We start from the raw sequence: 23,986 nt of genomic DNA, 5'->3' as shown, positions 1-23,986 counted from the left end.
CACTATCTATAGGGATGTATTGCCATCAGATAAAAAACCCTGCTCTTATTGCATTTATCCCTCAACGCCATCCCACAACGCACCACCAACAAAAATCGTCATGATTTGGTGTGAGAAAGAGACATTCTCACACCACGATATTTTCATTATTCGTCTATTTTTGCCTGTAAAGCCATATTTTGCTGATGCAGATAAACATCCATTTGCGGGAATGGAATGTTGATATTGTGCTTATCCAAAGCACGTTTAAAATTTTCCATCAAGTCCCAATAGACATTCCAGGCATCACCGTTAGTTGTCCACACACGAACAATAAAGTTCAATGATGAAGGGGCCATTTCGTGCAACCGAATAGTGACGCCTTTTTCATGTTGAATGCGTTTATCTTCTTTAATCACGTCTCCCAACACTTTTTTCACTTCATCAATATCCGCGTTATAGGCAACCCCAACCATAATTTGGGTACGGCGGTTAGGTTCACGACTGGTATTGATAATATTGTCCGCAATAATCTTACCGTTGGGGATAACGATGATGCGATCATCCGCGGTACGCAACGTTGTCGAGAAAATCTGCACTTGTACCACCGTGCCTTCCACCGCACCAATATTGACATATTCCCCCGTGCGCAACGGGCGGAAAACCACCAATAGAACCCCGGCGGCAAAATTAGACAGTGATCCTTGTAATGCCAGACCAACCGCCAAGCCTGCAGCACCAATGACGGCAATAACAGAGGCCGTCTGAACGCCCAACTTACCAAGAACGGCAATAATCGTAAACGCGATGATGGCATAGCGAATAATGGCAGATAAAAAATCAGAAATGGTCGCATCAATGCCACGCAATGACATAACACGCTTAACGGCTTTATTCACCAACTTAGCAACAACTAAGCCAACGATAAGAATCAAAATGGCAGAGACAATATTAACTGCATACTGAATCAGTAGATCCTGATTGTTGGTAAACCAGTTCGCCGCTTTATCAATCTCGTTTGACAGATTGATCTCTTTCATACAAAGCCCACCTTATTGTTGAATAGAAAACCACTGCGACAACACAAAAACGTGATGGAATGTAGATTATGGCAGAAAGCCCTCATTGATTGAACATTAATGCTTACGTTTTATGTTTTTGCGAAATAAACTCTTTATAATTAGCCAACATATCAATAAAATCGTCTGTACCACAAAAAGCTAAACTTTCGTTATCATAGTAGCTCATGCCTTCTTCCATCACCTCGGTATCAAACTGGAGTTGATTCGCCCTGATCATGATCTCATTTTCGTCCATCAATAGCGTATATTCATGACCCGATAGCTGCCACTGACGTTCACTCCCTTTAATCTCTTGTAAAGCCAGCGTGATTTTATCCAATATACTCAAATCCTCTTTCACTTCTTCGTTTAACCAATGACCAATAGCCTCATGATCCATGGAAAAGGATGTTGTTACCTGACCGGTAATATCTTGCATAAATTCATATTCCATCACATACCCCCATTTTTACATATCCCAAATGATCCCTTTGGGTTTTAAACATTGCTGCTTTCACCGCTGAAATACCCCACAAACTAATACAAAAGCCATTGAAAAATTGTGATAAGACAAATGCTATAAAACAAATACCATGAAGCAAGAGAGACAAAACGCGGGACACGAAAAAGGGAGGCATTTGCCTCCCTATGCATGGCAATATACTTTCTTATACGGTAGTTTGGAAGATCACATCATCTGCTTTTTCCGTGTATTGGCTCAATTGATCAAAATTGAGGTAGCGATAAGTATCTGTTGCGGTTTCATCGACCTTATCCATGAACTGCAAATACTCTTCTGGCGTTGGTAACCGTCCCAACACGGAAGCTACTGCGGCCAATTCCGCAGATGCCAGGTAAACATTTGCGCCTGCGCCAAGACGGTTAGGGAAGTTACGGGTCGACGTGGATACCACGGTTGCTCCATCCGCTACACGCGCCTGATTCCCCATGCACAATGAGCAACCAGGGATCTCAATGCGAGCACCACTTTTACCAAAGACACTGTAATAGCCTTCTTCCGTTAATTGCGCCGCATCCATCTTAGTTGGAGGAGCAACCCACAAGCGAGTCGGCAGCTGGCCTTTATGCTGATCCAACAACTTACCTGCCGCACGGAAATGACCAATATTCGTCATGCAGGATCCGATGAAAACTTCATCAATTTTGCTGTTGGCAACTTCAGATAACAAGCGTGCATCATCGGGGTCGTTAGGCGCGCACAAAATAGGCTCTTTAATATCAGCCAAATCAATTTCAATCACAGCCGCATATTCGGCATCTACATCCGCTTCCAGTAACTGAGGATCTTTCAGCCAGTTTTCCATGCCAATAATACGGCGCTCCAATGTCCGGCGATCACCATAACCTTCCGCAATCATCCACTTCAGCAAGACGATGTTTGATTGCAAATATTCAATGATGGGTGCTTTATCCAGCTTAATTGTACAACCTGCCGCAGAACGTTCCGCAGATGCATCCGCCAGTTCAAATGCCTGCTCAACTTTGAGTTCTGGCAAACCTTCAATCTCAAGGATCCGGCCCGAGAAGATATTTTTCTTACCCTTTTTCTCAACCGTCAATAAGCCTTGCTGGATCGCATAATAAGGGATGGCATGAACCAAATCACGCAGAGTGATACCCGGCTGCATATTTCCTTTAAAACGAACTAGTATGGACTCTGGCATATCCAGTGGCATGACGCCTGTTGCAGCAGCAAAGGCCACCAGCCCCGATCCCGCCGGGAAAGAGATACCAATCGGGAAACGAGTATGGGAATCTCCGCCTGTTCCCACCGTATCCGGCAACAACATCCGGTTCAACCAGGAATGGATAATGCCATCACCCGGCCGCAGAGATACCCCGCCCCGGTTCATAATGAAATCAGGCAATGTGTGATGGGTCGTCACATCGACAGGTTTTGGATAAGCGGCGGTATGACAAAATGACTGCATCACCAGATCCGCAGAGAAGCCCAGACACGCCAGATCTTTCAATTCATCCCGCGTCATTGGCCCGGTCGTATCCTGAGAACCAACCGAAGTCATCTTAGGTTCACAATATTCTCCCGGTCGTATACCCGCTTTGCCACAGGCACGGCCAACCATTTTCTGTGCCAACGAGAAACCCCGATCACTTTCCGCAACCGCTTTTGCCTGACGGAATACCTCACTGTGTGGCAGACCCAATGATTCACGCGCTTTGCCCGTCAGGCCACGACCGATAATCAATGGAATACGGCCGCCGGCACGTACTTCATCAATGAGTACACCTGTTTTCAGTGCAAATGTTGCCAGCAATTCGTTCGTTTCGTGATGACGAATTTCACCTTTATAGGGGTAGATATCAATCACATCCCCCATCTCCAATTTGGCAACATCCACTTCAATTGGTAGAGCACCAGCATCTTCCATTGTATTAAAGAAAATGGGGGCAATTTTACCGCCCAGTACGACGCCGGCACCACGTTTGTTCGGCACAAACGGAATATCTTCTCCCATGAACCACAATACAGAATTAGTTGCTGATTTACGGGATGAGCCAGTACCGACGACATCACCAACGTAAGCTAATGGATAACCTTTCTTGCTCAAGGCTTCGATTTGTTGAATTGGGCCGACGACACCAGCCTGATCGGGTTCAATACCTTCACGGGCATTTTTGAGCATGGCTAAAGCATGGAGAGGAATATCTGGACGTGACCACGCATCAGGCGCGGGAGAAAGATCATCGGTATTTGTTTCACCGGTGACCTTAAAGACTGTAACGGTAATTTTTTCTGCTAATTCAGGACGTTCAAGGAACCAGTCTGCATCTGCCCATGATTGCAGAATCTGTTTGGCATAGGCATTACCCGCTTTCGCTTTTTCTTCTACATCATAGAAGCTGTCGAACATCAGCAATGTGTGAGAAAGTGCTTTTGCCGCAATCGGAGCGAGTTTTTCATCATCAAGGGCATCAATTAAAGCGTGGATGTTATATCCACCTTGCATGGTTCCCAATAATTCAATGGCTTTTTCCTGTGTCACTAAAGGGGAGACGGTTTCGCCCTTGGCAAGGGCAGCAAGAAAACCGGCTTTAACATAAGCGGCTTCATCGACACCAGGGGGAACACGATTAGTCAGTAGATCGACCAGGAAATCTTCTTCACCTTTAGGTGGGTTCTTCAGTAATTCGACCAGCGCCGCTGCTTGAGTGGCGTCTAACGGCTTAGGGACGATGCCTTGAGCTGCACGCTCGGCTACGTGCTTACGGTATTCTTCTAGCACGACTTTCTCCTCGCTCTCATTGTCATTTTATATACCCGGCTGTCTGCACCCGGTAACGATCATTGAAAACAGTCATCCAAAAACAATCATCAGGGGTGCCAGGTCAGAGGATTTTGCTCGCATAATATGAAAATTATGCCTAGCTTCGGGCACATAGCATACCAAAATTTGAATGGCATGTTAATTCATTCACATAAAATCAACATTGAACGTTGATAAAATGCTAGGTAAAGGCACATAAAGAGTGTATTAAAAGGATTAAAAATGTTTCGTGCCGGGAATTTCGGTAGATTGGAAAGGCGTCCGTTTTGTATTTTTTAACCTATTGAAAAACATATCTTTTTATTTTTGAAAAAATGGTATTTTTAAGTAAAAAACGTGGTAGAATTTTTTCCATCAAAAAAGTTATTAAAAAACATAAAGATATAATTAGTCTGTTCCCCATATGTATGGGGATAAACCGAGTGAAGACAGCTATGAGTGGTTTTTTACTTCCTGTTCCCCATATGTATGGGGATAAACCGTGCTCCTTGTAAGGCACTACCTGTTCCGGACACTGTTCCCCATATGTATGGGGATAAACCGTCCGTTATCGCTATTTTTTTCAGGACGGTTTCCTGTTCCCCATATGTATGGGGATAAACCGGGCGGCGGGCTGAACGCAAACGCGCGGCGGCTCTGTTCCCCATATGTATGGGGATAAACCGAACAAACACTGATTGAGTATTATCGTGCTATGCTGTTCCCCATATGTATGGGGATAAACCGAAGGTTACTCAGACATTTTGATAACAGGAAGACTGTTCCCCATACATATGGGGATAAACCGGAATAAAATGTTTAATAATATTAAAAATAAAGTGTTCCTCATATACATAGGGATAAACCGATTGATAACGAATATAAATTAATATTACAAAAGCTATATAATCTCTTCCCAATTTACCACAGGAATCAAATATCGATAAAAGCGCCAAAGGATAACAATATTTTCTTTAAGAGGATTATCGTACTACTAACCGTTACATCCTGTTATCAGTCAAAAATCACTTTAATATCTTGTTGACATCCTTGAATCAAAAGAGTAAGTTTCTGTGAAGATCAAAAGACGTAGTTTTAAACAAATTTATGTTGTTCCTTACAGTGATAGTAAAGTAAATTAGTTAGCTTTTATTATTTAATTTATAGGTCCATAATTTTGATTAGTAATATAAAGAATATATTAATCGCTATCCTCAGCGGTTTCTTTCTTACCTTAATGTTTCAAGCTAATAGCGCACTGTCTGAAAAAACTTCCCCTGTCGTCGCTTCATGGGTAGCACACGGTACTGGTGTATTATGTTCTTTATTGCTTATTCAATTATTCGTCAAGAAAGCACCGAAAAAACTCGCGAATAAATTTAAAAAGCCTCCCATATGGATGTATTTTGGTGGCATACCCGGAGCCTTGGTAGTTATTTTAGCTAACATGGTAATTAACGGTGGAATACCTATATCCAGCACAATTTCTCTTGGCTTAGTCGGACAATTATTATTTAGTTTTATTTCAGATCACTTCGGTTTATTCGGTTCTCCAAAGCGCAAATTGTCACGCAGTGATATTTATATTTTTATTCTGATTATTTCTGGCTGCTCTCTTATCATCTATAGTCTCTAGGGTTATATAGCTTGGACATTCTTATCTTTATTGCATTATTAAACGGCATGGTTATTAGCTCCGCTAGGGTGATAAATGGCCAATTGAGTACCGCCATCGGCGCTTTCCGAACATCACTATGGAACCATACTGTAGGCTTTTTCTTTTTGACTCTAATAGTGGCTGTATTTTACTGGCAACAGTTGAGCCAATTTGATTGGTTACATATCCCTACTTATGCATGGTTCGGCGGAGCGTGCGGTGCGTTTTTTGTGGCAACCAGTAGCTATGTATTTCCCAGAATGGGAGCGCTTAATACGTCGGTGTTAATTATTGGCGGTCAGATGTTTTCCGCTGTTATGTTTGACTTACTGAGTCAAGGTGGCCGCAGCCATCTGATCCAATTACTGGGCGTAGCACTGATAACTATAGGAATCATCATATCTACATTCGAGAAACATTATAATGATAAATGAATTGTTAGCGGATAAGCAGTACGATATCGAGTTCAATGGGCATTTGACTAACCATGTAAAACATGCAGTTATTGCCTTAGCTGGGCTGGGCGTGCCAGATAAACAAATTGCTTTCTACTACCAGCGCTACGCAGCGATGACTCCTTACGGCATGGGATTAGAGCCGCCCAGAAAGGCTTTACATCAAGTGAATGCTAGCAACTGGCGTAGTCTGCTGGGTAAGCGCAGCAGCTTCAGCGCCTATTGCGACTTTTTCCGACAACAAATAGATCAATATGGCCGTGAACAAGTGTTAGCCCGTTACTTACCGGACCTGATTGACGGTTGGGTCGGTTCATTGACACATGGCACTATTCACCTCGGGTGGGCGTTATTGGCCGATCATAAAGAGATGAGCGTCGAAGGGCTGGCGTATATGGCCTATTCATATGTTCCCTGCTATTCACAACGCTCCCAAGATGATCCGTCTCTTAATGAGATCACCACTTTTGATTCTATTTTACGTTTGGCGCAGAGTTGGCATCAGAACGTGAAAGAGATGCTCGCCTGGCAGAGTGCGGTAATTGATACGCCGACCGAGGAAGTTATGGCCCATATTCATCCTGAACTTCAGCGTTCTGGGCTTCAATATCGCATTGCTTGTGTATTGCATCAAGGACATAAAGAAATTTATCGCAAGCCGTCGTGGCTGACGCAACAAAACACAGAACAGACATGGCTGCAGCTTTATCAGACGGTGACTCTTATCTATCTGGCTGCACCAGGGAATTTCCAAGTGCTTCACCTGCTAACTTCACTACTGGCGATGGAACAAATCGCCAAGCATCTACCGGAGCAGGAGTCGCATAACATACTATGCTGCTATTGGGTTGGGATGCAGTGTATGCTGTTTGCTACCGGTAATTTAGCGCATCCTGAGAAATTGCAGTCTCTTCAGCGTGCCTATGCTGAACATTATGACGACCTCCGCAACCCTGTATGGGAACGCGAATGGCAGCTAATTACCACACGCGCTGTGGAGGAAGAGGAAGAGCATAATCCCAAATTGGTTTATATGATGAAGACGCTGTGGTTGCGCACGCGGTGTACCTTATATCGCGCTGCCGCGCATCAGTTCACCTCTACGCCTGAGTTACCACCATCGTTTGAAGATGCTCCTAATCTAGATTAAAAGGTTGATCAAGTAAATAATAAATATATTGATAAATTAGGCTGGATTTATATAAAAAATAAATAAACTCTTGTGGTACGATCATATGAAAAGCCTATATATTATATTCCAGGAGGGAAGAGGGAAAACAGAGAAAGTGGCGAAGCTGCGTTGAAAAGAGAAATAAAAGAAGAACTTTCTGTCGATTTAATTAATGACAGTGTTATTTCCATGGGGGAATTTTAAGGACAGGCCGATGAAAAACCTAAAGGTATCGTTGTAAAAATACACTTTTTTACCGCTAATTTTACTAGCGATCTAAAAGCACGCGCCGAAATTGAAGAAATTTCCTAGTTCGCATACGCGGATCGTCACCGTTGCTCTACGGTATCGATAAGAGTTTTAGACATGTTAAAGGAATTCAATCTTATTGAATAATATTTCACTTAGATATATTAAAGTTTCAATATTTTATTTAAATAATTATAAGTTAGCTACTAGCCCTATAAGGTATAGTAGGCTGTGATTTATTCCCCATAAATTTATTAAATTCCAAAAAATGAATATTGCCAACATAAACTTATTACCACCGAGTAAATATCTGACGTCTTTACATACTAAAATACGTAACAACCAAGCGGATAATGCTTGTTTTACCTATTATGCTGATCAGTTAGTTCGTCAGTTATTGGTGTATACTGCCAATTTATTACCGTATGAAACTCAGGATGTACTTACGCCGATTGGCGAAACCTATGCTGGACTTAGATTAGTCCGCGGTGTTTGCGGTGTATCAGTTATCCGTGCCGGGGAAAGTTTTGAGGGCGAGTACCGTAGAATGTTTGCTGGCCAGCCGATAGGTAAAATACTTATTCAGCGCGATCCGTACAGTAAACAGCCTAAATATTTCTACTCCCATTTTCCCGATGATATTGCCGAACGCGCGGTCTTATTATTTGAGCCTATGCTTGCCACCGGTGGTTCTTTGCTTATGGCAATCGAAACATTGCTGAAGCAAGACGTAGCGTTGGAAAATATATATGTTATCAATGTACTGACATCGCCGGCTGGCATTGAACGTCTATTGTCCCATTTCCCGACAATTAAACTGGTGACCTCTTCCATTGAGCAAGGAATGACGGAACAGGCGTTTATGAAACCAGGAATAGGCGATTTTGGCGATCGTTATTTTGGCACCCTTCACAGATAAATTAACCAGCGACAGGAGATATTTATGCCGCATGTAAAAATTCAGCATTTTCCCGCAGCATTGTCGAAAACAGTTAAGAACCGTCTAGCAGAAGAAATTACACTAGCCGTCACGCACGCATTGTCGTGCGAATCCAGCGTGGTTTCCATCTCGATGGAACCGGTTCCTGCTGGTGATTGGCAGGAGCAGGTTTATCGTCCAGAAATAGAGAATAAAAAAGACTGCTTAATTAAAATCCCAAATTATTAACCTTCAGAGAAATAGGATTGATGAAACCCCATCTCCGAGTCATTATGTTTGACCTTGACGGTACTTTGTTTGATACGGCGAAAGCGATTATTTCAGCCTTTCGCGCCACTTTTCAGCAGTTAAAATTGCCGGAACCAGCGCACGATGAACAAATTCGAGAAACGATTGGGTTGCCATTAGAACGGGCGTTTGCGCAACTTTTGTCGCAAGCTGAGGACGGGCAAAGGGTAACAGACTGCGTGGAGGAGTATCAACGGCAATTTCAGACGCTAATTTTACCTATGGCGGCCGAACTGTTATTTCCCGGGGTTGCCGCAGGATTGTTTCAACTGAAACAGTCTGGCTTTCAGCTGGCGGTTACAACCAATAAGTTCGCACGCAGCGCTAATGCTTTATTAATCGCATCGGGCATTGCTGGGCTGTTTGATGTAGTTGTATGCGCCGATCAGGTGAAGGATAAAAAACCAGCGCCGGAATCGGGGAATAACATACTAGCCCACTACCAGGCTGTGGCTGAAGAGTCGGTCATGGTCGGAGACACTACGCACGATATATTGATGGCACACCAAGTTGGCTGTCAGGTAATAGCTGTAGATTACGGTATTCAACATCGCACGATATTAGCGGCGGCCAAGCCCGACATTATCGTTAGTTCATTTTCCGATGTAGTTAATTGGTGTCTATTAAGAGGTCTCCGTAGCACCAGTTAAAAGATCTTTTTATTTCTGGAAACATTGTTTATTCAGCCTACAAGTTAGTGGGGAATAAAGTCGTCATATTAGCATTTAATATGATAGATAAACAGCGCCAAAAGGTATGGTTATTTATGGCTTTTTAGCCAAAGATTTTGCATGAAAAAACTTCAGCACTCATATATTGACTGACAATTATTAACTCTTAAATAGGATGAATTCCGAAAGTTTACAAGGATGAATAAAGTAATGACAGTGATAAATAATAATATAACTCACTAATCTTATTACTTAATTAAATTACTGATAGTTAAAATAACACTAACAGTATCCTTATAAATCTAGGGCATTTATAGCATTATTATGAATAATTTTGTGGGACTATTTGAACAATTATCTCAAAAACGTAGCCTTCATCCTGAATCCATTGCGGTGAGGGATGCTGACAGCGAACTAAATTATCAAGATTTTTTCCAGCATATATTCAGTATTTATTCCCGTTTACAGCAGAGTGTTAATGAGAACACAGTTTGCATCGGTTTATTCTGTGAGCCTTCCGTAAGCTTAGTTACCGCCGCTTGGGGAATTTTGGCCACCGGCTATGCCTATTTGCCGCTGGCGCCTGAATATCCGGAAGAGCGGCTGCGCTACATGATTGCGGATTCGAGGGTCGACGTTATTTTTTGTCAACATCACCTTAAAGAAAAACTGCAAGCGCTAGTCGAACATGACGTTACTATTATAACCGAAAATGATATTCCTTATCTATTCCACTTGCCTGAGTCGTTTAACTTCATGGAAGCCAAGGATAGAGAGAGGCTGGCTTATGTAATTTACACATCCGGCAGTTCGGGTAAACCCAAAGGCGTGATGGTCAACTACCAGAATATATCCTACCAAATGTGCTACCTCAGCAGACGCTTTGCTTTTGGCACACACAGCCGTATTTTGCAGAAAACGCCGATGAGTTTTGACGCCGCACAGTGGGAAATCCTGGCGCCGGCGATGGGCGTTACGTTAGTAATCGCACCGAAAGGGTGCTATAGCGATCCAGACCTGATGGCGGAAACGTTGCTGCATGAGCAGATCACCTGTCTTCAATGTGTACCAACCCTGTTGCAGGCATTGGTCGATCAACCACTATTACAGGACTGCCAAGCGTTAACTCATGTCTTTTGCGGCGGTGAAATATTAACGCGTAATCTTGCGCGGCAATTATTTCAATGCCTACCGAATACCCATCTAATCAACCTGTATGGACCAACAGAATGCACCATCAACTCTTCGGTGTATGAGGTAAAATGGGACACGCTGGAACAGTTGCCGGATGCCGTACCAATAGGCTATCCAGTAGACGACACACGGTTTTATGTACTTGATCCATATCAGCAGCCGATCGCGGAAGGGGAAAAAGGCGAACTGTATATATCTGGCGTACAGGTTGCCGATGGCTATTTACAGCGCCCCGACCTGACAGCTGAAAGGTTCCTAGATAACCGTTTTACAACCGAGCCCAAGCATTCACGCTTATATCGTACAGGCGATGTCGTGTACCGCGATAATGCCGGCTGTTATCACTTTGTCGGCCGCGTCGATAATCAGATTAAGCTGCGTGGCTATCGTATTGAACTGGATGAAATTCGTCTGGCAATAGAACGTCATCGCTGGGTGAAAAGAGCGGCAATCGTGGTGAATGAAGATGAACGCACGCACTATCAGAACCTGATTGCCTGTATTGAGTTGGATGAGCAGAACGCAGCGTTGATGGATCAAGGGATCCATAGCGAGCATCACCAGTCCAAAACGAGTAAGCAGCAGGTAAAGGCTCAGTTATCCAACATGGGGTGTCGCAGTGAGGAACAGTGCCTGCCCTTTCCTGTGATTGAACTGTCAGGTAAGGAAGCTACACCGGCTCAACGCTATCGCGCTTTCAGTCGTAAAAGTTATCGTTTCTTTGAAGGCTCGACGCCGGTTACCGAATCACAACTGTTATCGATCCTGGGTCGACACCAACGCACAGAGCAGGTAAGAACGCTCCTTACACTGTCGACGGAAGCCTTTGGCTCGTTGCTGCGTAACTTTGGCCAGTTTACAAGTGCAAACCGCCTATTGCCTAAATATGCTTACGCGTCACCCGGGGCTCTTTACGCAGCTCAGATGTATCTTGAGTTGCATAAAATGTTTGGTTGGCCAGCGGGAATTTATTATTACCATCCGGTATATCATCGACTTTATCAGGTATGCGAACTGCCGGAGAAGTCGATGGCAAGCATAACGATACACTTTATCGGCAAACGCTCAGCTATTGAGCCTATTTATCAGAACAATATTCAAGAGGTTCTGGAAATGGAAGCGGGCCATATGCTGGGATTGTTTGACGAACTGCTGCCAGAATATGGCCTGCAGGTTGTCGCCAACGCCGAGCCTGGTGTTTTGCCCCAGTGGTACGACGGCGCATCAAGCGACTATTATCTTGGCGATTACCGCATCCAGCCCGCGAATACGGAGGTGAAGACCGATGAACCTGAGTTTTTTGTGCAGGTTCATGCGGGGGGGGTAACCGACATGTCTGCGGGGATGTACGAATATCGTCAGGGTGCGCTACATTTTCTAGACGAAGAGGTTTTAGCCTGTCAGCATGTTATCGCCATTAACCAACAGGTATACCAGCGCGCGCGATTTGGTATCATGATGGTGAATAACCATGATAATGTTCCGATGCATTACGTCACTCTTGGACGTACTCTGCATCGTCTGCAAGCTAATCCGCTGGGATTAGGCATGATGTCGGCTGGTTACAGTTCAAAGAGTGGAAACGAGTTGCCTGCCGCGAATGCTATGCGGGCACTCCTAGCCCGCCACGGCAGGCAGTTGCATAGCTGCTATTTCTGCATAGGCGGCCCGCTGAGCCATTCTCAGTTAACTCATGATGGTATGGATGAAGACCGGGTGCATATGCAAGGCCCAAGCGAGATGCTGAAGGCCGATTTAGCTGCCCAGTTACCGCACTATATGATCCCGAACCGAGTACTCGTGATGGAAAATCTTCCGCTGATGGCTAATGGCAAAGTTGACCAACAGTTGCTTAATCGCCAGTATGCAAGTCAGTTAAATAGTGAAAAACCTTTCATTGCAGCGCAGAACGAATTACAACAGAAATTGGCCGATATCTGGTGCCGGGTCATGAAGTGGGACACAGTCTCGGTCGACGATGATTTCTTTGAGAGCGGTGGGAATTCGCTAACAGCGGTGATGTTCATCAACCAGGTAAACAAAGCACTCAATATCAAATTACCAATGCAAATTCTATTTCAGGCGCCGAGAATTATAGCGTTGGCCGAATGGATAGATCGCAATAATTCTAAGACACAGCAGATGTCGCGTCTGGTACCTTTTAATCGTCAATCGGCGCCAGCAATTTTCTGCTGGCCAGGTCTTGGGGGTTACCCGCTCAGTCTTAAAGCGCTAGGAGAGAGCCTGAGCCAAGATCATGCGTTTTATGGCGTGCAAGCGCTGGGGATCAATGAAGGGGAAGTACCACTGTCGTCCATTCAGCAGATGGCGGCGGCAGATATCGCGCAGATTCGGAAGTTACAGCCGCAGGGGCCTTATACATTGTGGGGCTACTCCTTTGGCGCGCGTGTAGCGTTTGAAGCTGCCTACCAGTTGGAGGCAGCAGGCCAGCAAGTCGCCTCTCTATATCTGATCGCTCCAGGTTCACCGAAAACGCAGTTTGACCGCGAGCAGGAGTACGACCAACAAGTTAGCTTCACTAATCCAGTGTTTGTAGCAATTTTGTTTTCCGTTTTCGCCCGTCAAGTTGAGGGGCCTCTGCTTGAGCGCTGCCTAGATGAGTGTAGTAGTGAAAGCGATTTTATTGGTTTTATTTGCCGACGTTTCCCACAGTTACAGACTGAGTTAGTTGAACGTATCGTTAAAATCGTCAAACAAACTTACACCTTTGGCTACAACTTTGAAGAATTACAACTGCGCCATGTCCAGGCACCGATTACCGTGATTAAAGCAGCTGGCGACCACTATTCCTATCTTGAAAATTCGCCAGCGCTACGGGCTAACCCACCGCGCGTAATCCAATTGAAAGTAGGTCATTACCAGCTTCTGCAGCCTGAAAGCATCGCTCAACTTAAAACGGCGCTATTTCCCTCTGTTGACATGATAAGTGAGTCATAATGCTAGTTAACCAACTACCTTTAGTTATTCATCCTGAAGTGAAATCCGCCCTGGCGGACAACCACGCGGTAGTCGCGTTGGAATCGAACGTGATTACTCACGGGCTGAACTATCCCGCAAACATGGAAACCGCTTTAGCGGTAGAGGCGGCAGTCCGCCGCAGCGGTGCAGTGCCAGCAACCATCGGTATCTGTGACGGAGAGATTTTTATTGGGATGAACCAAGAACAGATTGAACGCTTTGCCACTACGTCGTCTATCACAAAAGTTTCAAGCAATAACCTGCCTTTTGTGCTTGCGCAAAAAGGCATGGGCGCCACTACAGTGGCATCGTCTTTGATGCTGGCCGAACTGGCCGGAATTGACTTCTTTTCCTCGGCCGGCATCGGCGGCGTTCACCGAGGCGGAGAATACAGCATGGATATCTCTTCAGATCTAATACAATTTACTCGCAGCAGAGTCACTGTGGTTTGTGCCGGCGCTAAAAATATTCTCGATATCGGGCGCACGCTGGAGTTTCTGGAAACCCAATGCGTACCAGTGGTAACGTACCAGACTGATGATTTCCCTGCCTTCTATTGCCGCAGCAGTGGCTATCGTAGTCCGCAGCGCCTGGATAGTTTGGCGGAAGTAGCCCGTGCAATTGATATTAATCATGCATTGCCGGGCAGCGCTGCCATGATTGTGGCTACACCTACCAAGCCGGAGGATGCGATTGACAGCGACGATGTTCAGGCAGCGATCCAGAATGCTATCAAGAAAGCTGCCACTGAAGGGGTGACAGGTAGTCTAGTGACGAAATTTATTATGAAAGCGGTAGAACAGGCCACTTACGGGCGATCAGCCACGGCGAATTCAGCCGTGTTAGTGAATACCGCCGAGGTCGCTGGCCAATTGGCCGTTGTATATCATTCCCAGCACTAATGCCTATCAATGCCGTTTTCAGGGAGGAGGACGGCAGAGAATGTGAATAGAACAAACAGGATTACAGGAAGAAACTTATTCTGGACAGATCTGAAATGAAAAAATCTATATAGCAGGGCGAAAAAAGAGCCTTTAGGTGTGAGATCCCTGACTTCGACTGACAGATCATTTTAAGCTTTCATTTTTTCAACAAGAGTCTCATAAGGCGTTTTACCTTTCGGGTAAGCCGTGTCGGTTGATGACTTTATTGAAAAACGTTTGTGCCGCCGGCTCATCACGGGTTTCACTTAAATAAAAATCAATAATAACTCCGTACATGTCCACAGCTCGAGAATAGTCAACCAACCTTTAACTTTTATGTATTGCCATAAGATAAACACTCGACGCTTTTATTTCTAAATATGGCTTCGAAGTTGTGGCGCATATTTTATAACCCAACGGTTCAGGAGGAATGGTATTTCGCTCAGTGAACATCATCAACATGTTAGCTTTCTTCGTCAACTTCGCGACAAGACCTATCAAAAGACAACCGGTGTAGTACTGCAATAAAGCCAAAATTTGGCTGAAAAAACGTATTGAACCTAGATTTTTTGCTTCAGATATACCCCCATTCTAATTAATACCTCTATTGTGTTATTATCACAAATATAAGTCATGAACATTTTTTTATTGCTGATGTTAAGCAATTCGAAAGCTCGTTTCAGATGGGTTTGAACTGAACTATCTTTGATTTTTAAAATGGTGGCTACTTCTTTTACTGACAAACTTAATGTCGACAACGAAAGACACTCTACCTGACGCCTTGTTAAAAAGGGCGAGAGCAATTGTTGAATGACATCATACAGATCCTCTAAAGGGCTTCGCAGCTTTAGATTTTCGCATTGAGCTAAAGAGCTCTCCATTAATTGACCTAATATGCTCTGGATGTCAACGACAGATGAGTAATAGCTGATTTTATTATGCATAAAAGTAAACCGTGAACTCCCTTGGTAAACCAGATCTTTACCCGTTGCAGAAATACCCAAGAATTCACCTAGGTGTTTTCCTTTTACGGTCCATTCGACAACAATTTCGTTATCATGAGTTGTAATGCTACCTTCTTTATACAATAACGTTGGAAATGCACGCTGCCACACTTTTAAAGTATTGCAAAATGAATCAGATCCTACAGACAGTTGAATTGGGCTTTCAATCGTAGTTGTGGAGGTCATAACATCTTTTACGAACTCAGGTGCCTTATCATTCCACACTATATTCATAAGCTCATGTGCGGTATGAACACACATTTGTCGATGATTAAAAATACTAACCTTCCTTTTTAAACTCGTTGGATTACATCAATTTAAGATACTGTGCTAACACTTTGAATTTAGTAGCAGGAAAACTACCAATTAATAAACCAACTGCGATCAGAGCACAGCTTAACACTTTTTGTGAAGATATGGCCTCGTGAAACAAAATATTTGAACCTAAAATGGCAAAAATTGGTACAAGTAAAGTAAAAGGAGCCACATGAGATAAATGGTAAGACACAACCAACCTATTCCAGATCCAATAACCGAACAGCGTTGTGCAATAAGCTTGGTATAAAATTGAGAATATATCGAGTATGGTTATATTTTCTATTAAGGCAGTAAAGCCGTTTGTCCCAACCTGAATGTAGGAAATGAAAAAAAGTGGAATGGGAGCAAAGAGCATAGACCACACGCTGAAGGCAAAAACTTGTTTTGTTTTTGATTTTTTAAGCAAAACGCCGGAAACCGACCAACACAACGCGGCAACCAGAATAAGTAACACGCCTTCCATAGTGACAGAACCATCGGAAACTGTCAGGCTCAAGGCCAATCCAAGTAAAGCGATTAATGAACCGATGAAACGGTTGGTGCTCACCGATTCTTTGAGTAGGAGCCAACCAAGCACCAAGCCGAAAATAACATTCGTCTGAATTAACAAAGCGGCCATGCCTGGTGATAAACCCGCACCTATCGCCCATGTTGAAAGTCCCCACACCCCAACCGAAAAAGTTAAACCATAGGCAGCCAGATAAAACCAATGTACATCAGGCTTTTTCACAAATAAAACGGCTGGAACAGCCGCTAATGTAAATCTCAGCCCGGTCAGCAACATTGGATCAAGCGTACTTAGTCCCAGTTTAACGACGGAAAAATTAAGGCCCCATATAGCCATGATCAGAATGCACAGGGTATAGTTCTTCAATCCCATTTTTAAGCCTTTATATGCTCTAGGGTGTATGAATCACATTGATTCCAGATTGCAAACTGTTTCGCAAAATAGGTTACGATGAGATCAGCTCCCGCTCTTTTTAAACCTGTCAGTGTTTCTAAGACTGTTTCTTGTTCGTTTAAAATGCCCATTTGAGCGGCGCACTTGATAGCAGCATACTCTCCGCTGACTTGATATGCCGCCAGAGGAAGCAGTGTTTTGCGGCGCAAACTGCTCAAGATATCCAAGTAAGGCGTACCGGGTTTGATCATTAAGATGTCAGCCCCTTCTTGCTCATCGAGCAATGCTTCGCTTAGCGCTTGTCTGGAATTGGCATAATCGAGCTGATAAGTTCGTCTATCTCCTTTAAGATCGCACTCAACAGCATGTCTGAATGGCCCGTAAAAGGAAGAGGCAAATTTCGCGCTATGGGCGAGTATGGCGACACGAGAAAACCCAGCTTCATCCAACCCTTGGCGAATAGCCATGATCTGGCCGTCCATCATGGCAGAGGGCGCTAGCATATCGGCCCCAGCGCGTGCTGCATTGATGCACTGTTTGACTAAGTTTGTCACAGTCTGATCGTTATCTACGTCGTGATTGGTCAATACACCGCAATGCCCGTGCGTTGTATACTCGCAAAAACAGATATCGGGTATCACCATCATTTGCTGACACGTAGATTTGATAGTGGAGATCATACGACTAAGCAAACCGTTGCTGTTCCATGTATCACTACCTATTTCGTCTTTGTGATGACTAATGCCAAATGGCATCACGTATCGGATCCCTAACGCATAAAGCTCTTTTATTTCAGAAGCAAGCTGTGTTTCCGGTATTCTGACTAAACCAGGTAAAGCGGTAATGGGCACCTCGCTTGAGATGTTTTCTTCGATGAATATTGGGTAAATTAAATCACTTAATTGAACCTCATTTTCCCGGACTAATTCTCTCATCAGTGAAGTCGTCCGCAAACGGCGTAAGCGTTTGGTTAACCCTTGTTGAACTGCATTGTTTGAATTTGATATTGATACCACGGTGATGTAACCCCAGGATTTGTTTACTAAAATAGTTTTTGTAAGTGACATCAGCCGGTGATATCAACCCAAAGCCACTCCAGAGCGACTAATCTTCTTAAACTCGCTCAATGATCATGGCCATTCCTTGCCCGACACCGATGCACAAACTACAAAGCGCATAACGTCCGCGTTGTTGTTCGAGCTGATTAACCGCCGTGCCAACCACTCTCGCGCCACTCATACCAAGTGGATGACCAAGCGCAATTGCGCCGCCATTCTGATTCAGACGCGGGTCGTTTCCCTCAATGCCAAGGCTTTTAACGACAGAGAGTACCTGAGATGCAAATGCCTCATTTATCTCGATCACGTCCATTTGATCTAACGACAGTTGTGTTAATTCTAGTACCTTTTTAATAGCTGGCACTGGGCCGAAGCCCATAATATTTGGCTCTACTCCGGCACAGGCTGTTGCCACTATCCTAGCTTTTGGTACCAGTTTGTAATTTGACAGTGACTGTTCTGAAGCTATCAATAATGCAGCCGCTCCGTCGTTAATGCCTGATGAATTGCCAGCACTGACAGAACCATTTGGATGAACAATCGGCTTGAGATTAGCCAAGGTATCTAAACTCGAGACTCTGGGATGTTCATCTGTATCAACAACTAAGCTACTCTGACGTTTGCGTTTGACTTCGACAGGTACAATTTCATTTTTGAAGAACCCTCGCTCTTTAGCATCGCTATATTTTTGCTGGCTCAAAAGCGAAAACGCATCCTGTTCTGTGCGGGTAATGTGGAATTTGACCGCAAGGTTTTCAGCGGTTTCAGGCATAGAGCAGGTGCCGTACATTTCATTCAGTTTTGCGTTAACAAACCTCCAGCCCATCGTGGTATCGTAGAATTCAGCATTACGAGCAAAAGGTGAATCAGTTTTCCCAAGTACATATGGTGCCCGTGACATAGACTCAACACCACCGGCAATGATCAGATTGGCTTCGCCAGCTTTAATGGCGCGAGCAGCGCTAGAAACTGCTTCCATCCCAGATGCACATAACCGATTTACCGTTGAACCTGGTACCTCTTTATCAAATCCAGCTAATAGCAAACTCATTCTGGCGATGTTTCTGTTATCTTCTCCAGCCTGATTAGCACACCCTAAAATCACATCATCGACCTTACGCCAATCCACATTTGGGTGACGCTCTTTAAGAGCCTTCAGTGGGACTGCGGCCAGGTCGTCAGCGCGAATCGAAGCAAGTGAGCCTCCATAGCGACCAATGGGAGTTCTTACGAAATCACAAATATATGCGTTATGCATATGCGACCTCCCCATGATTCATAGCAAAGCTGGATGAGATTAACTCTCTGGCTGTCTCAATTTCAGACTTAGAAATGTAGTGGTCTCGTTCGGTAAAAATCTGTAGATGCACTTTCGCACCCAACTGATCAAAATATTCGGCCGTTTGTGTCACACGTTCAGCAGAGACCCAAGTATCGTTGTTACTACCCGTTAGAAACACTTTCATTTCATTAAATACATTTTTTTGAGATGCTGCTTTTGGGCAATTCGGCCCGAATAGACCTCCGGTGAACATGATTGCACCACCAACCTGATATAACGATTGCCTCAAAAATTCGGCGGCCATACAAGCGCCCTGCGAAAAGCCAATTAGCCAGATGTTTTGACTGCTCACTCCTTGTGAAAGCAAGTCCTGAAGTACATCGTTGATATAATCGAGGCCATTGTTCAGAAAGGGTTGATTCTCTTCAATGTCACGGGTGAACCCATGTGGATACCATGTTGTGTCCGGTGCACAAGGTAGTAAATAGGTCACATCATCCAGATTCAGTTTTTGGATAAGATTAGACATATCATCTACAGTTTGGCGGCGTCCATGTAACAAAATAACCACGGGGTTTTCTGTGCTAAGTTCAGCACCTTTCTTCACGACTGAATACATGCTAGTGTCTGAAATAGCTTTGATTTTTAACACGTTATTTAATTCCTTTTACTGACTGAAATTACATGACCGTGGCGGCGGTTGTTTCTGGCTTGGAAGTTTGGCTTAACCCTAAAATTTTTCTCGCCTCATCGGCAGTGGCCACTTCCCGGCCTAATTCGTGAGATAGCCTGACGATACGATCAACAAGCTGGGCATTGCTGGATGCAAGCTCACCCTTGCGGTAATAAATATTGTCTTCAAGTCCAGTGCGGACGTGACCACCAAGCAAAATTGAATAGGTATTTAGTGGGAGCTGTGCCTGACCGATGCCAATAGCAGACCAAATACTGTTTTCTGGGAGACAATCGACTAAATGTAGTAGATCTTTGCAGGTCGGGCTAACCCCACCATGAATCCCCATAGCAAATGCAAACATCAGTTTGGAGCCAAGGTAGCCTTGTTTTTGAAGGGTAATTGCTTCGTTGATCACACCTGAATGATAAACTTCGATCTCTGGTGTAACATTGTGTTGTTTGATGGCAAGCGCCAGTTTTCTGGCAAGTGCGGGGCTATTGATAAATGGTTTATCGCCATGGTTAACAGAACCGCAATTAAATGAGGCTATTTCTGGGCCGTACTGAAGGTGATTCCATGCTTCTTCTTCTGGAAAACCTTGCGGAAGGTTTAGACCGGACGTGCTCAGGTTGAGAATAATATTGGAACGCTCGCGAACACGCTCAATAATTTCCCGCCAAACTTTACTATCATAGCTTGGCTTACCAGCTTCATCACGAGCGTGGATATGGGCGACACTGGCACCAGCCAAACTACATTGCACGACATCATCAGCAATTTCTTTTGGGGTATGTGGGACTGCGGGATTCTTACTTCTGGGAGTTATTCCGCCATTTACAGCAGCAGTGATGATTAAATTTTCCATAATTTTCGAGCTCCTATATTATGCATTTTGATTGATAATATAGATATTAAGAGAAATTACGGTCCCTAAAAAAGGGGGACTGAATGGGGTTGTTGCAAAAGCGGGGTTAAGGTGCAAGATTATGTGTATGCCTTGGGCAAACGGATCTAAATTAACCAGTTAGAATACCAACTGTTAGCACTTTCATCAGGTTCTGTCACAAACTGAGAGCGAACCGCAAAAAATGGAGGAAACGGACTTCCTCAGACAATGCGGCTAAAGAATAAAATTGTTCCCATGGAGTAAAGATTTCAGTAGTGGCCTTTGCCCCGGCTTAATCATGGAGCAAAGTTCAACACCTGCCAGTGTCGATTCAGCCCCTCCACTTTTTGATGACTTTGTTCGACAATTGGACAGAGGAAATGATCAAAGGTGTTGTCGGCTTGATGGGTATCAAATTCAAATAACTGCGCGAAGGTTTCTCACAGAGGCATGATTTATCCTTCATACTGAAGACATGAAAAAGCCGCGTTTTGAAGTGACCCCCAATAGTTGGACAACTAATTACTGGGGGGTTTTTTATGTCTAAATATAGTCGTGAGCTAAAAATCATTATTGCTAAACGATGTCTGGCAGGTAACACATCGGATAAGCTATCAGCGGAATATTCAATCTCTTCTCGACAAATTCGATACTGGGCTCAAGTTGTTGCCATTCATGGCGATAACGCCTTTTTGCCAACGTCTCACTCTCTTTGTGCTGTCACAAAACTCCAGGCTTTAAAATTAATGTGGACACATGATTGGTCCCTCACTCACACTAGTGCAGTTCTCAATTTAACGACTCCAGGTACCTTATCAGTCTGGCTTGATAAGTATAATGAAACCGGTATCAAAGGACTCGAAAGTCCTCAGCGAGGAAGACCCCCAATGAAATCCCGATCTAAAACCCCGCCGAAATCTGATGACGAAATGACAGTTAAGGAACTTAAAGAAGAATTAGCTTATTTGCGTGCAGAAAATGCGGTCCTAAAAAAGTTAGCAGAGCTGGAACAGAAGAAACGCCCACGAGCAAAGAAAAAGCGTTAATTGTTTTAGCTCTTAAAAAGAAATATCCATTAAAGCACTTACTTTGTGCCATTAATCTTGCAAGAAGCGTGTTTTACTATCAATGCCAGGCGCTTAAAAAAACGCGTGCTTATGAACAAGAAATAGAGATGATTAAAACTATCTATCATGAGCATAAAGGTCGTTATGGTTATCGCCGCATTCATTTAGCATTGAGAAAAAATGGCTTTAAAATCAATCATAAAACAGTACAACGATTAATGAGGCAATTAAACCTAAAATCCACGGTAAGGCCGAAGAAATATCGTTCTTATCGTGGGGAAGTTGGAAAAACAGCACCGAATTGGTTGGCAAGAGATTTTCGCGCGACAAAACCTAATGAGAAATGGGTAACGGATGTGACAGAATTTAAAGTGAATGAACAAAAAGTCTATCTATCACCTATTATTGACTTATTTAATCAAGAGGTTATCGCTTACAACGTGGCGAAAAAGGCGAGTCTGCCTTTAGTGACAGAGATGCTAAAAGAGGCATTAGATGGGCTAGATGCTCACGCTAAGCCACTCATTCACAGTGATCAAGGTTGGCAATATCGGCATAAGGCTTATCAAAAGCAACTTGCTGATAAAGATATTAAACAAAGTATGTCGAGGAAAGGGAACTGTTTGGATAATGCGATGGCAGAAAACTTTTTTGCCTTACTCAAAACAGAAATGTATCACCAGCAGCACTTTAAAAGTGCGGATGAACTGATTGAAAAAATAGAAGAATACATTGAATATTACAATACAAAACGGATCAAGGTGAAATTAAAAGGCCTAACTCCGATAGCATATCGAAACCAGGCCTTACACGCCGTTTAACTAAAATGTCCAACTTTCTGGGGTCAGTTCATTTTGCGGCCTAAGTATGGAGATCATTGTCGTTTTGGATCAAGGCAAGAACAGGCTATTTTTTATCTTTCCGGAGGAAATCGAAATAATCAGATGTAACAAGGAAAGGAACAAATTCACCATTAGACAAGGCTGAGTTAGAGACATCCGAAAGTCTGAATTTCATTTCCTTAGCCAGATTGATCCCATCAGCCACAAGCGGGTAATCTTTATTTTTTGCACTTGTCATATAAGTCCCAAGGCTAATCAGCGTTGGTACAGGTTTATTTCCCCTCTCAAGAATAATACTCATCCTGATATTCAGTTTTCCCATCATATCTTTTTGTGCCTTTTTGATTTTATCCAGCACATCTTTTGGGATCACTGCCCCCGCATAGGTTTTTTGATGGGAAAGGATGAAAATATCCGCTTTATCACCTAATTGACCATCGTCCGGTAACACACCCACCGCGACAGGAATAGTGAAATGAGCATATGAATCAAAATTTTTTCTATAACATTCGACATACTCAGCATTGGTAAAAATGGTGGGTATTTTCTGTTTTAACTTGATTAAATCTTTTGAGTCCTGACGTGAGTCTTCATAGTGGGTACAGGATGACACTTCAACATTAATATCTCCTTTAACAACTTTATGATCAACTGAAGTCAAATCATCCGTATTTACTTTTGTTTCAACATCCACCTTACAACCCGAAAGAGCAAGCACTGAAGCCGCAACTACTAACCATTTTTTCATTTTAAATACCTTTTATGTTATTAAAATATATCCATGCCATTATTGCATTTAACCATAAGCTATTTTTGTAGTACTGCAAGTCTCTCGTTATAACGCTTTGATGTGGCCAATAGACACCATGAACCGTAAAGAGAAAGTGTGGTTAGACATATTATAACTGCATTTCGGGATAAGTGGGATAAGTGGGATAAGTGGGATAAATTAACATCATGAAATATAAGTTAAAGATAATATTTATCCCATCATTCCGTGTAAATGGATGCGACTAAGAACTGTAGCCACGAGAAAAATAATTTGAGGAGCTTTTATATTAGCTGAAATATCAATGAGATATTTATCTGATTTTGTTT

At 43.5% G+C, this 23,986-nt stretch carries 21 protein-coding genes, 1 pseudogene and 1 CRISPR repeat array; of the genes and pseudogenes, 11 read left to right on the top strand and 11 right to left on the bottom strand.

Features of this window, described 5'->3' with window-relative positions; translation table 11 throughout:
• Window positions 1-146: 146 nt before the first annotated feature.
• The 3 genes from mscS to acnB all read right to left on the bottom strand — a co-directional run bounded on the left by mscS (window position 147) and on the right by acnB (window position 4,306).
• Complete coding sequence (gene mscS / locus XPG1_RS03290) at window positions 147-1,019, bottom strand: small-conductance mechanosensitive channel MscS (protein ID WP_045957819.1); 873 nt, start codon at window positions 1,017-1,019, stop codon at window positions 147-149.
• Window positions 1,020-1,122: 103 nt separating this feature from the next.
• Window positions 1,123-1,494 carry a YacL family protein gene (locus tag XPG1_RS03285; RefSeq protein ID WP_045957818.1) on the bottom strand — a complete coding sequence of 124 codons (372 nt, stop codon included), beginning with the start codon at window positions 1,492-1,494 and terminating at the stop codon, window positions 1,123-1,125.
• A gap of 214 nt (window positions 1,495-1,708) precedes the next feature.
• On the bottom strand, window positions 1,709-4,306 hold the full coding sequence (gene acnB, locus XPG1_RS03275) for a bifunctional aconitate hydratase 2/2-methylisocitrate dehydratase (protein ID WP_045957816.1): 2,598 nt from the start codon (window positions 4,304-4,306) through the stop codon (window positions 1,709-1,711).
• 434 nt (window positions 4,307-4,740) lie between these two features.
• A CRISPR array of direct repeats spans window positions 4,741-5,195; the repeat unit is 29 nt; unit sequence CTGTTCCCCATATGTATGGGGATAAACCG.
• 309 nt (window positions 5,196-5,504) lie between these two features.
• Between acnB and XPG1_RS03270 the strand changes: the two genes are divergently transcribed.
• From XPG1_RS03270 to XPG1_RS03235, 9 genes are all read left to right on the top strand, one after another.
• A complete protein-coding gene (locus XPG1_RS03270; RefSeq protein WP_045957815.1) occupies window positions 5,505-5,963 on the top strand; it encodes a DMT family transporter in 459 nt (152 codons plus the stop codon).
• Window positions 5,964-5,974: 11 nt separating this feature from the next.
• Window positions 5,975-6,418 (top strand): DMT family transporter, encoded by a 444-nt coding sequence (locus tag XPG1_RS03265; protein WP_045957814.1) that lies wholly within the window; start codon window positions 5,975-5,977, stop codon window positions 6,416-6,418.
• The gene (locus XPG1_RS03260) at window positions 6,408-7,589 is read left to right on the top strand and encodes a questin oxidase family protein (RefSeq protein ID WP_045957813.1); all 1,182 of its coding nucleotides are present in this window, start codon (window positions 6,408-6,410) and stop codon (window positions 7,587-7,589) included. Before XPG1_RS03265 ends, XPG1_RS03260 begins: the two co-directional genes overlap by 11 nt.
• 72 nt (window positions 7,590-7,661) lie before the next feature.
• Complete coding sequence (locus XPG1_RS18840; protein ID WP_231853042.1) at window positions 7,662-7,814, top strand: NUDIX domain-containing protein; 153 nt, start codon at window positions 7,662-7,664, stop codon at window positions 7,812-7,814.
• A gap of 313 nt (window positions 7,815-8,127) precedes the next feature.
• Complete coding sequence (gene upp / locus XPG1_RS03255; RefSeq protein WP_045957812.1) at window positions 8,128-8,778, top strand: uracil phosphoribosyltransferase; 651 nt, start codon at window positions 8,128-8,130, stop codon at window positions 8,776-8,778.
• Window positions 8,779-8,802: 24 nt separating this feature from the next.
• Window positions 8,803-9,027 (top strand): tautomerase family protein, encoded by a 225-nt coding sequence (locus XPG1_RS03250; protein ID WP_045957811.1) that lies wholly within the window; start codon window positions 8,803-8,805, stop codon window positions 9,025-9,027.
• Window positions 9,028-9,071: 44 nt separating this feature from the next.
• Entirely contained in the window at window positions 9,072-9,737 is a 666-nt protein-coding gene (locus tag XPG1_RS03245; RefSeq protein WP_231853041.1) for an HAD family hydrolase, read from the top strand.
• A gap of 345 nt (window positions 9,738-10,082) precedes the next feature.
• Window positions 10,083-13,910, top strand: a complete 3,828-nt coding sequence (locus XPG1_RS03240) for an amino acid adenylation domain-containing protein (protein ID WP_045957809.1) — start codon at window positions 10,083-10,085, stop codon at window positions 13,908-13,910.
• Complete coding sequence (locus XPG1_RS03235; RefSeq protein WP_084717258.1) at window positions 13,907-14,833, top strand: pseudouridine-5'-phosphate glycosidase; 927 nt, start codon at window positions 13,907-13,909, stop codon at window positions 14,831-14,833. Before XPG1_RS03240 ends, XPG1_RS03235 begins: the two co-directional genes overlap by 4 nt.
• A 213-nt stretch (window positions 14,834-15,046) precedes the next feature.
• On the opposite strand, the pseudogene XPG1_RS18835 reads toward XPG1_RS03235, so the two are convergent.
• The 7 genes and pseudogenes from XPG1_RS18835 to XPG1_RS03200 all read right to left on the bottom strand — a co-directional run.
• Window positions 15,047-15,279, bottom strand: a pseudogene (locus XPG1_RS18835) (DDE-type integrase/transposase/recombinase); the annotation flags it as partial.
• A gap of 135 nt (window positions 15,280-15,414) precedes the next feature.
• On the bottom strand, window positions 15,415-16,092 hold the full coding sequence (locus tag XPG1_RS03225; RefSeq protein ID WP_197541109.1) for an ester cyclase: 678 nt from the start codon (window positions 16,090-16,092) through the stop codon (window positions 15,415-15,417).
• Window positions 16,093-16,165: 73 nt separating this feature from the next.
• Window positions 16,166-17,056, bottom strand: coding sequence for an EamA family transporter (locus tag XPG1_RS03220; RefSeq protein WP_045957806.1), 891 nt, complete (start codon window positions 17,054-17,056; stop codon window positions 16,166-16,168).
• Window positions 17,057-17,058: 2 nt separating this feature from the next.
• Complete coding sequence (hemB, locus tag XPG1_RS03215; RefSeq protein WP_084717257.1) at window positions 17,059-18,144, bottom strand: porphobilinogen synthase; 1,086 nt, start codon at window positions 18,142-18,144, stop codon at window positions 17,059-17,061.
• A gap of 46 nt (window positions 18,145-18,190) precedes the next feature.
• Window positions 18,191-19,393 carry a 3-oxoadipyl-CoA thiolase gene (gene pcaF, locus XPG1_RS03210; protein WP_045957805.1) on the bottom strand — a complete coding sequence of 401 codons (1,203 nt, stop codon included), beginning with the start codon at window positions 19,391-19,393 and terminating at the stop codon, window positions 18,191-18,193.
• Window positions 19,386-20,069, bottom strand: coding sequence for an alpha/beta hydrolase (locus XPG1_RS16940; RefSeq protein WP_052708230.1), 684 nt, complete (start codon window positions 20,067-20,069; stop codon window positions 19,386-19,388). Before XPG1_RS16940 ends, pcaF begins: the two co-directional genes overlap by 8 nt.
• A gap of 28 nt (window positions 20,070-20,097) precedes the next feature.
• The gene (locus XPG1_RS03200) at window positions 20,098-20,958 is read right to left on the bottom strand and encodes a beta-keto acid cleavage family enzyme (RefSeq protein WP_045957804.1); all 861 of its coding nucleotides are present in this window, start codon (window positions 20,956-20,958) and stop codon (window positions 20,098-20,100) included.
• Between the two features lie 560 nt (window positions 20,959-21,518).
• Between XPG1_RS03200 and XPG1_RS03195 the strand changes: the two genes are divergently transcribed.
• Together XPG1_RS03195 and XPG1_RS03190 are read left to right on the top strand one after the other, a co-directional pair.
• The gene (locus XPG1_RS03195; RefSeq protein WP_045957803.1) at window positions 21,519-22,025 is read left to right on the top strand and encodes a helix-turn-helix domain-containing protein; all 507 of its coding nucleotides are present in this window, start codon (window positions 21,519-21,521) and stop codon (window positions 22,023-22,025) included.
• Window positions 21,935-22,867 (top strand): IS3 family transposase, encoded by a 933-nt coding sequence (locus XPG1_RS03190; protein ID WP_157879533.1) that lies wholly within the window; start codon window positions 21,935-21,937, stop codon window positions 22,865-22,867. The genes XPG1_RS03195 and XPG1_RS03190 overlap by 91 nt, the downstream gene beginning before the upstream one ends.
• A gap of 85 nt (window positions 22,868-22,952) precedes the next feature.
• On the opposite strand, the gene XPG1_RS03185 is transcribed toward XPG1_RS03190, so the two are convergent.
• Window positions 22,953-23,636 (bottom strand): DUF7424 family protein, encoded by a 684-nt coding sequence (locus XPG1_RS03185; protein ID WP_045957802.1) that lies wholly within the window; start codon window positions 23,634-23,636, stop codon window positions 22,953-22,955.
• Window positions 23,637-23,986: the final 350 nt, after the last annotated feature.

Source organism: Xenorhabdus poinarii G6, from assembly GCF_000968175.1.
In the GTDB taxonomy this organism is placed as follows: domain Bacteria; phylum Pseudomonadota; class Gammaproteobacteria; order Enterobacterales; family Enterobacteriaceae; genus Xenorhabdus; species Xenorhabdus poinarii.
The sequence above is the reverse complement of the archived record's forward strand: the minus strand, read 5'-3'. Positions and strand labels throughout refer to the sequence as shown.

Bases quoted from the DNA above. Each gene is read 5' to 3' on its own strand.
- mscS (WP_045957819.1), bottom strand. From the start codon at position 1,019: ATGAAAGAGATCAATCTGTCAAACGAGATTGATAAAGCGGCGAACTGG.
- XPG1_RS03285 (WP_045957818.1), bottom strand. From the start codon at position 1,494: ATGGAATATGAATTTATGCAAGATATTACCGGTCAGGTAACAACATCC.
- XPG1_RS03260 (WP_045957813.1), top strand. From the start codon at position 6,408: ATGATAAATGAATTGTTAGCGGATAAGCAGTACGATATCGAGTTCAAT.
- upp (WP_045957812.1), top strand. From the start codon at position 8,128: ATGAATATTGCCAACATAAACTTATTACCACCGAGTAAATATCTGACG.
- XPG1_RS03250 (WP_045957811.1), top strand. From the start codon at position 8,803: ATGCCGCATGTAAAAATTCAGCATTTTCCCGCAGCATTGTCGAAAACA.
- XPG1_RS03245 (WP_231853041.1), top strand. From the start codon at position 9,072: ATGTTTGACCTTGACGGTACTTTGTTTGATACGGCGAAAGCGATTATT.
- XPG1_RS03240 (WP_045957809.1), top strand. From the start codon at position 10,083: ATGAATAATTTTGTGGGACTATTTGAACAATTATCTCAAAAACGTAGC.
- XPG1_RS03225 (WP_197541109.1), bottom strand. From the start codon at position 16,092: ATGAATATAGTGTGGAATGATAAGGCACCTGAGTTCGTAAAAGATGTT.
- XPG1_RS03220 (WP_045957806.1), bottom strand. From the start codon at position 17,056: ATGGGATTGAAGAACTATACCCTGTGCATTCTGATCATGGCTATATGG.
- hemB (WP_084717257.1), bottom strand. From the start codon at position 18,144: ATGTCACTTACAAAAACTATTTTAGTAAACAAATCCTGGGGTTACATC.
- pcaF (WP_045957805.1), bottom strand. From the start codon at position 19,393: ATGCATAACGCATATATTTGTGATTTCGTAAGAACTCCCATTGGTCGC.
- XPG1_RS03200 (WP_045957804.1), bottom strand. From the start codon at position 20,958: ATGGAAAATTTAATCATCACTGCTGCTGTAAATGGCGGAATAACTCCC.
- XPG1_RS03195 (WP_045957803.1), top strand. From the start codon at position 21,519: ATGTCTAAATATAGTCGTGAGCTAAAAATCATTATTGCTAAACGATGT.
- XPG1_RS03185 (WP_045957802.1), bottom strand. From the start codon at position 23,636: ATGAAAAAATGGTTAGTAGTTGCGGCTTCAGTGCTTGCTCTTTCGGGT.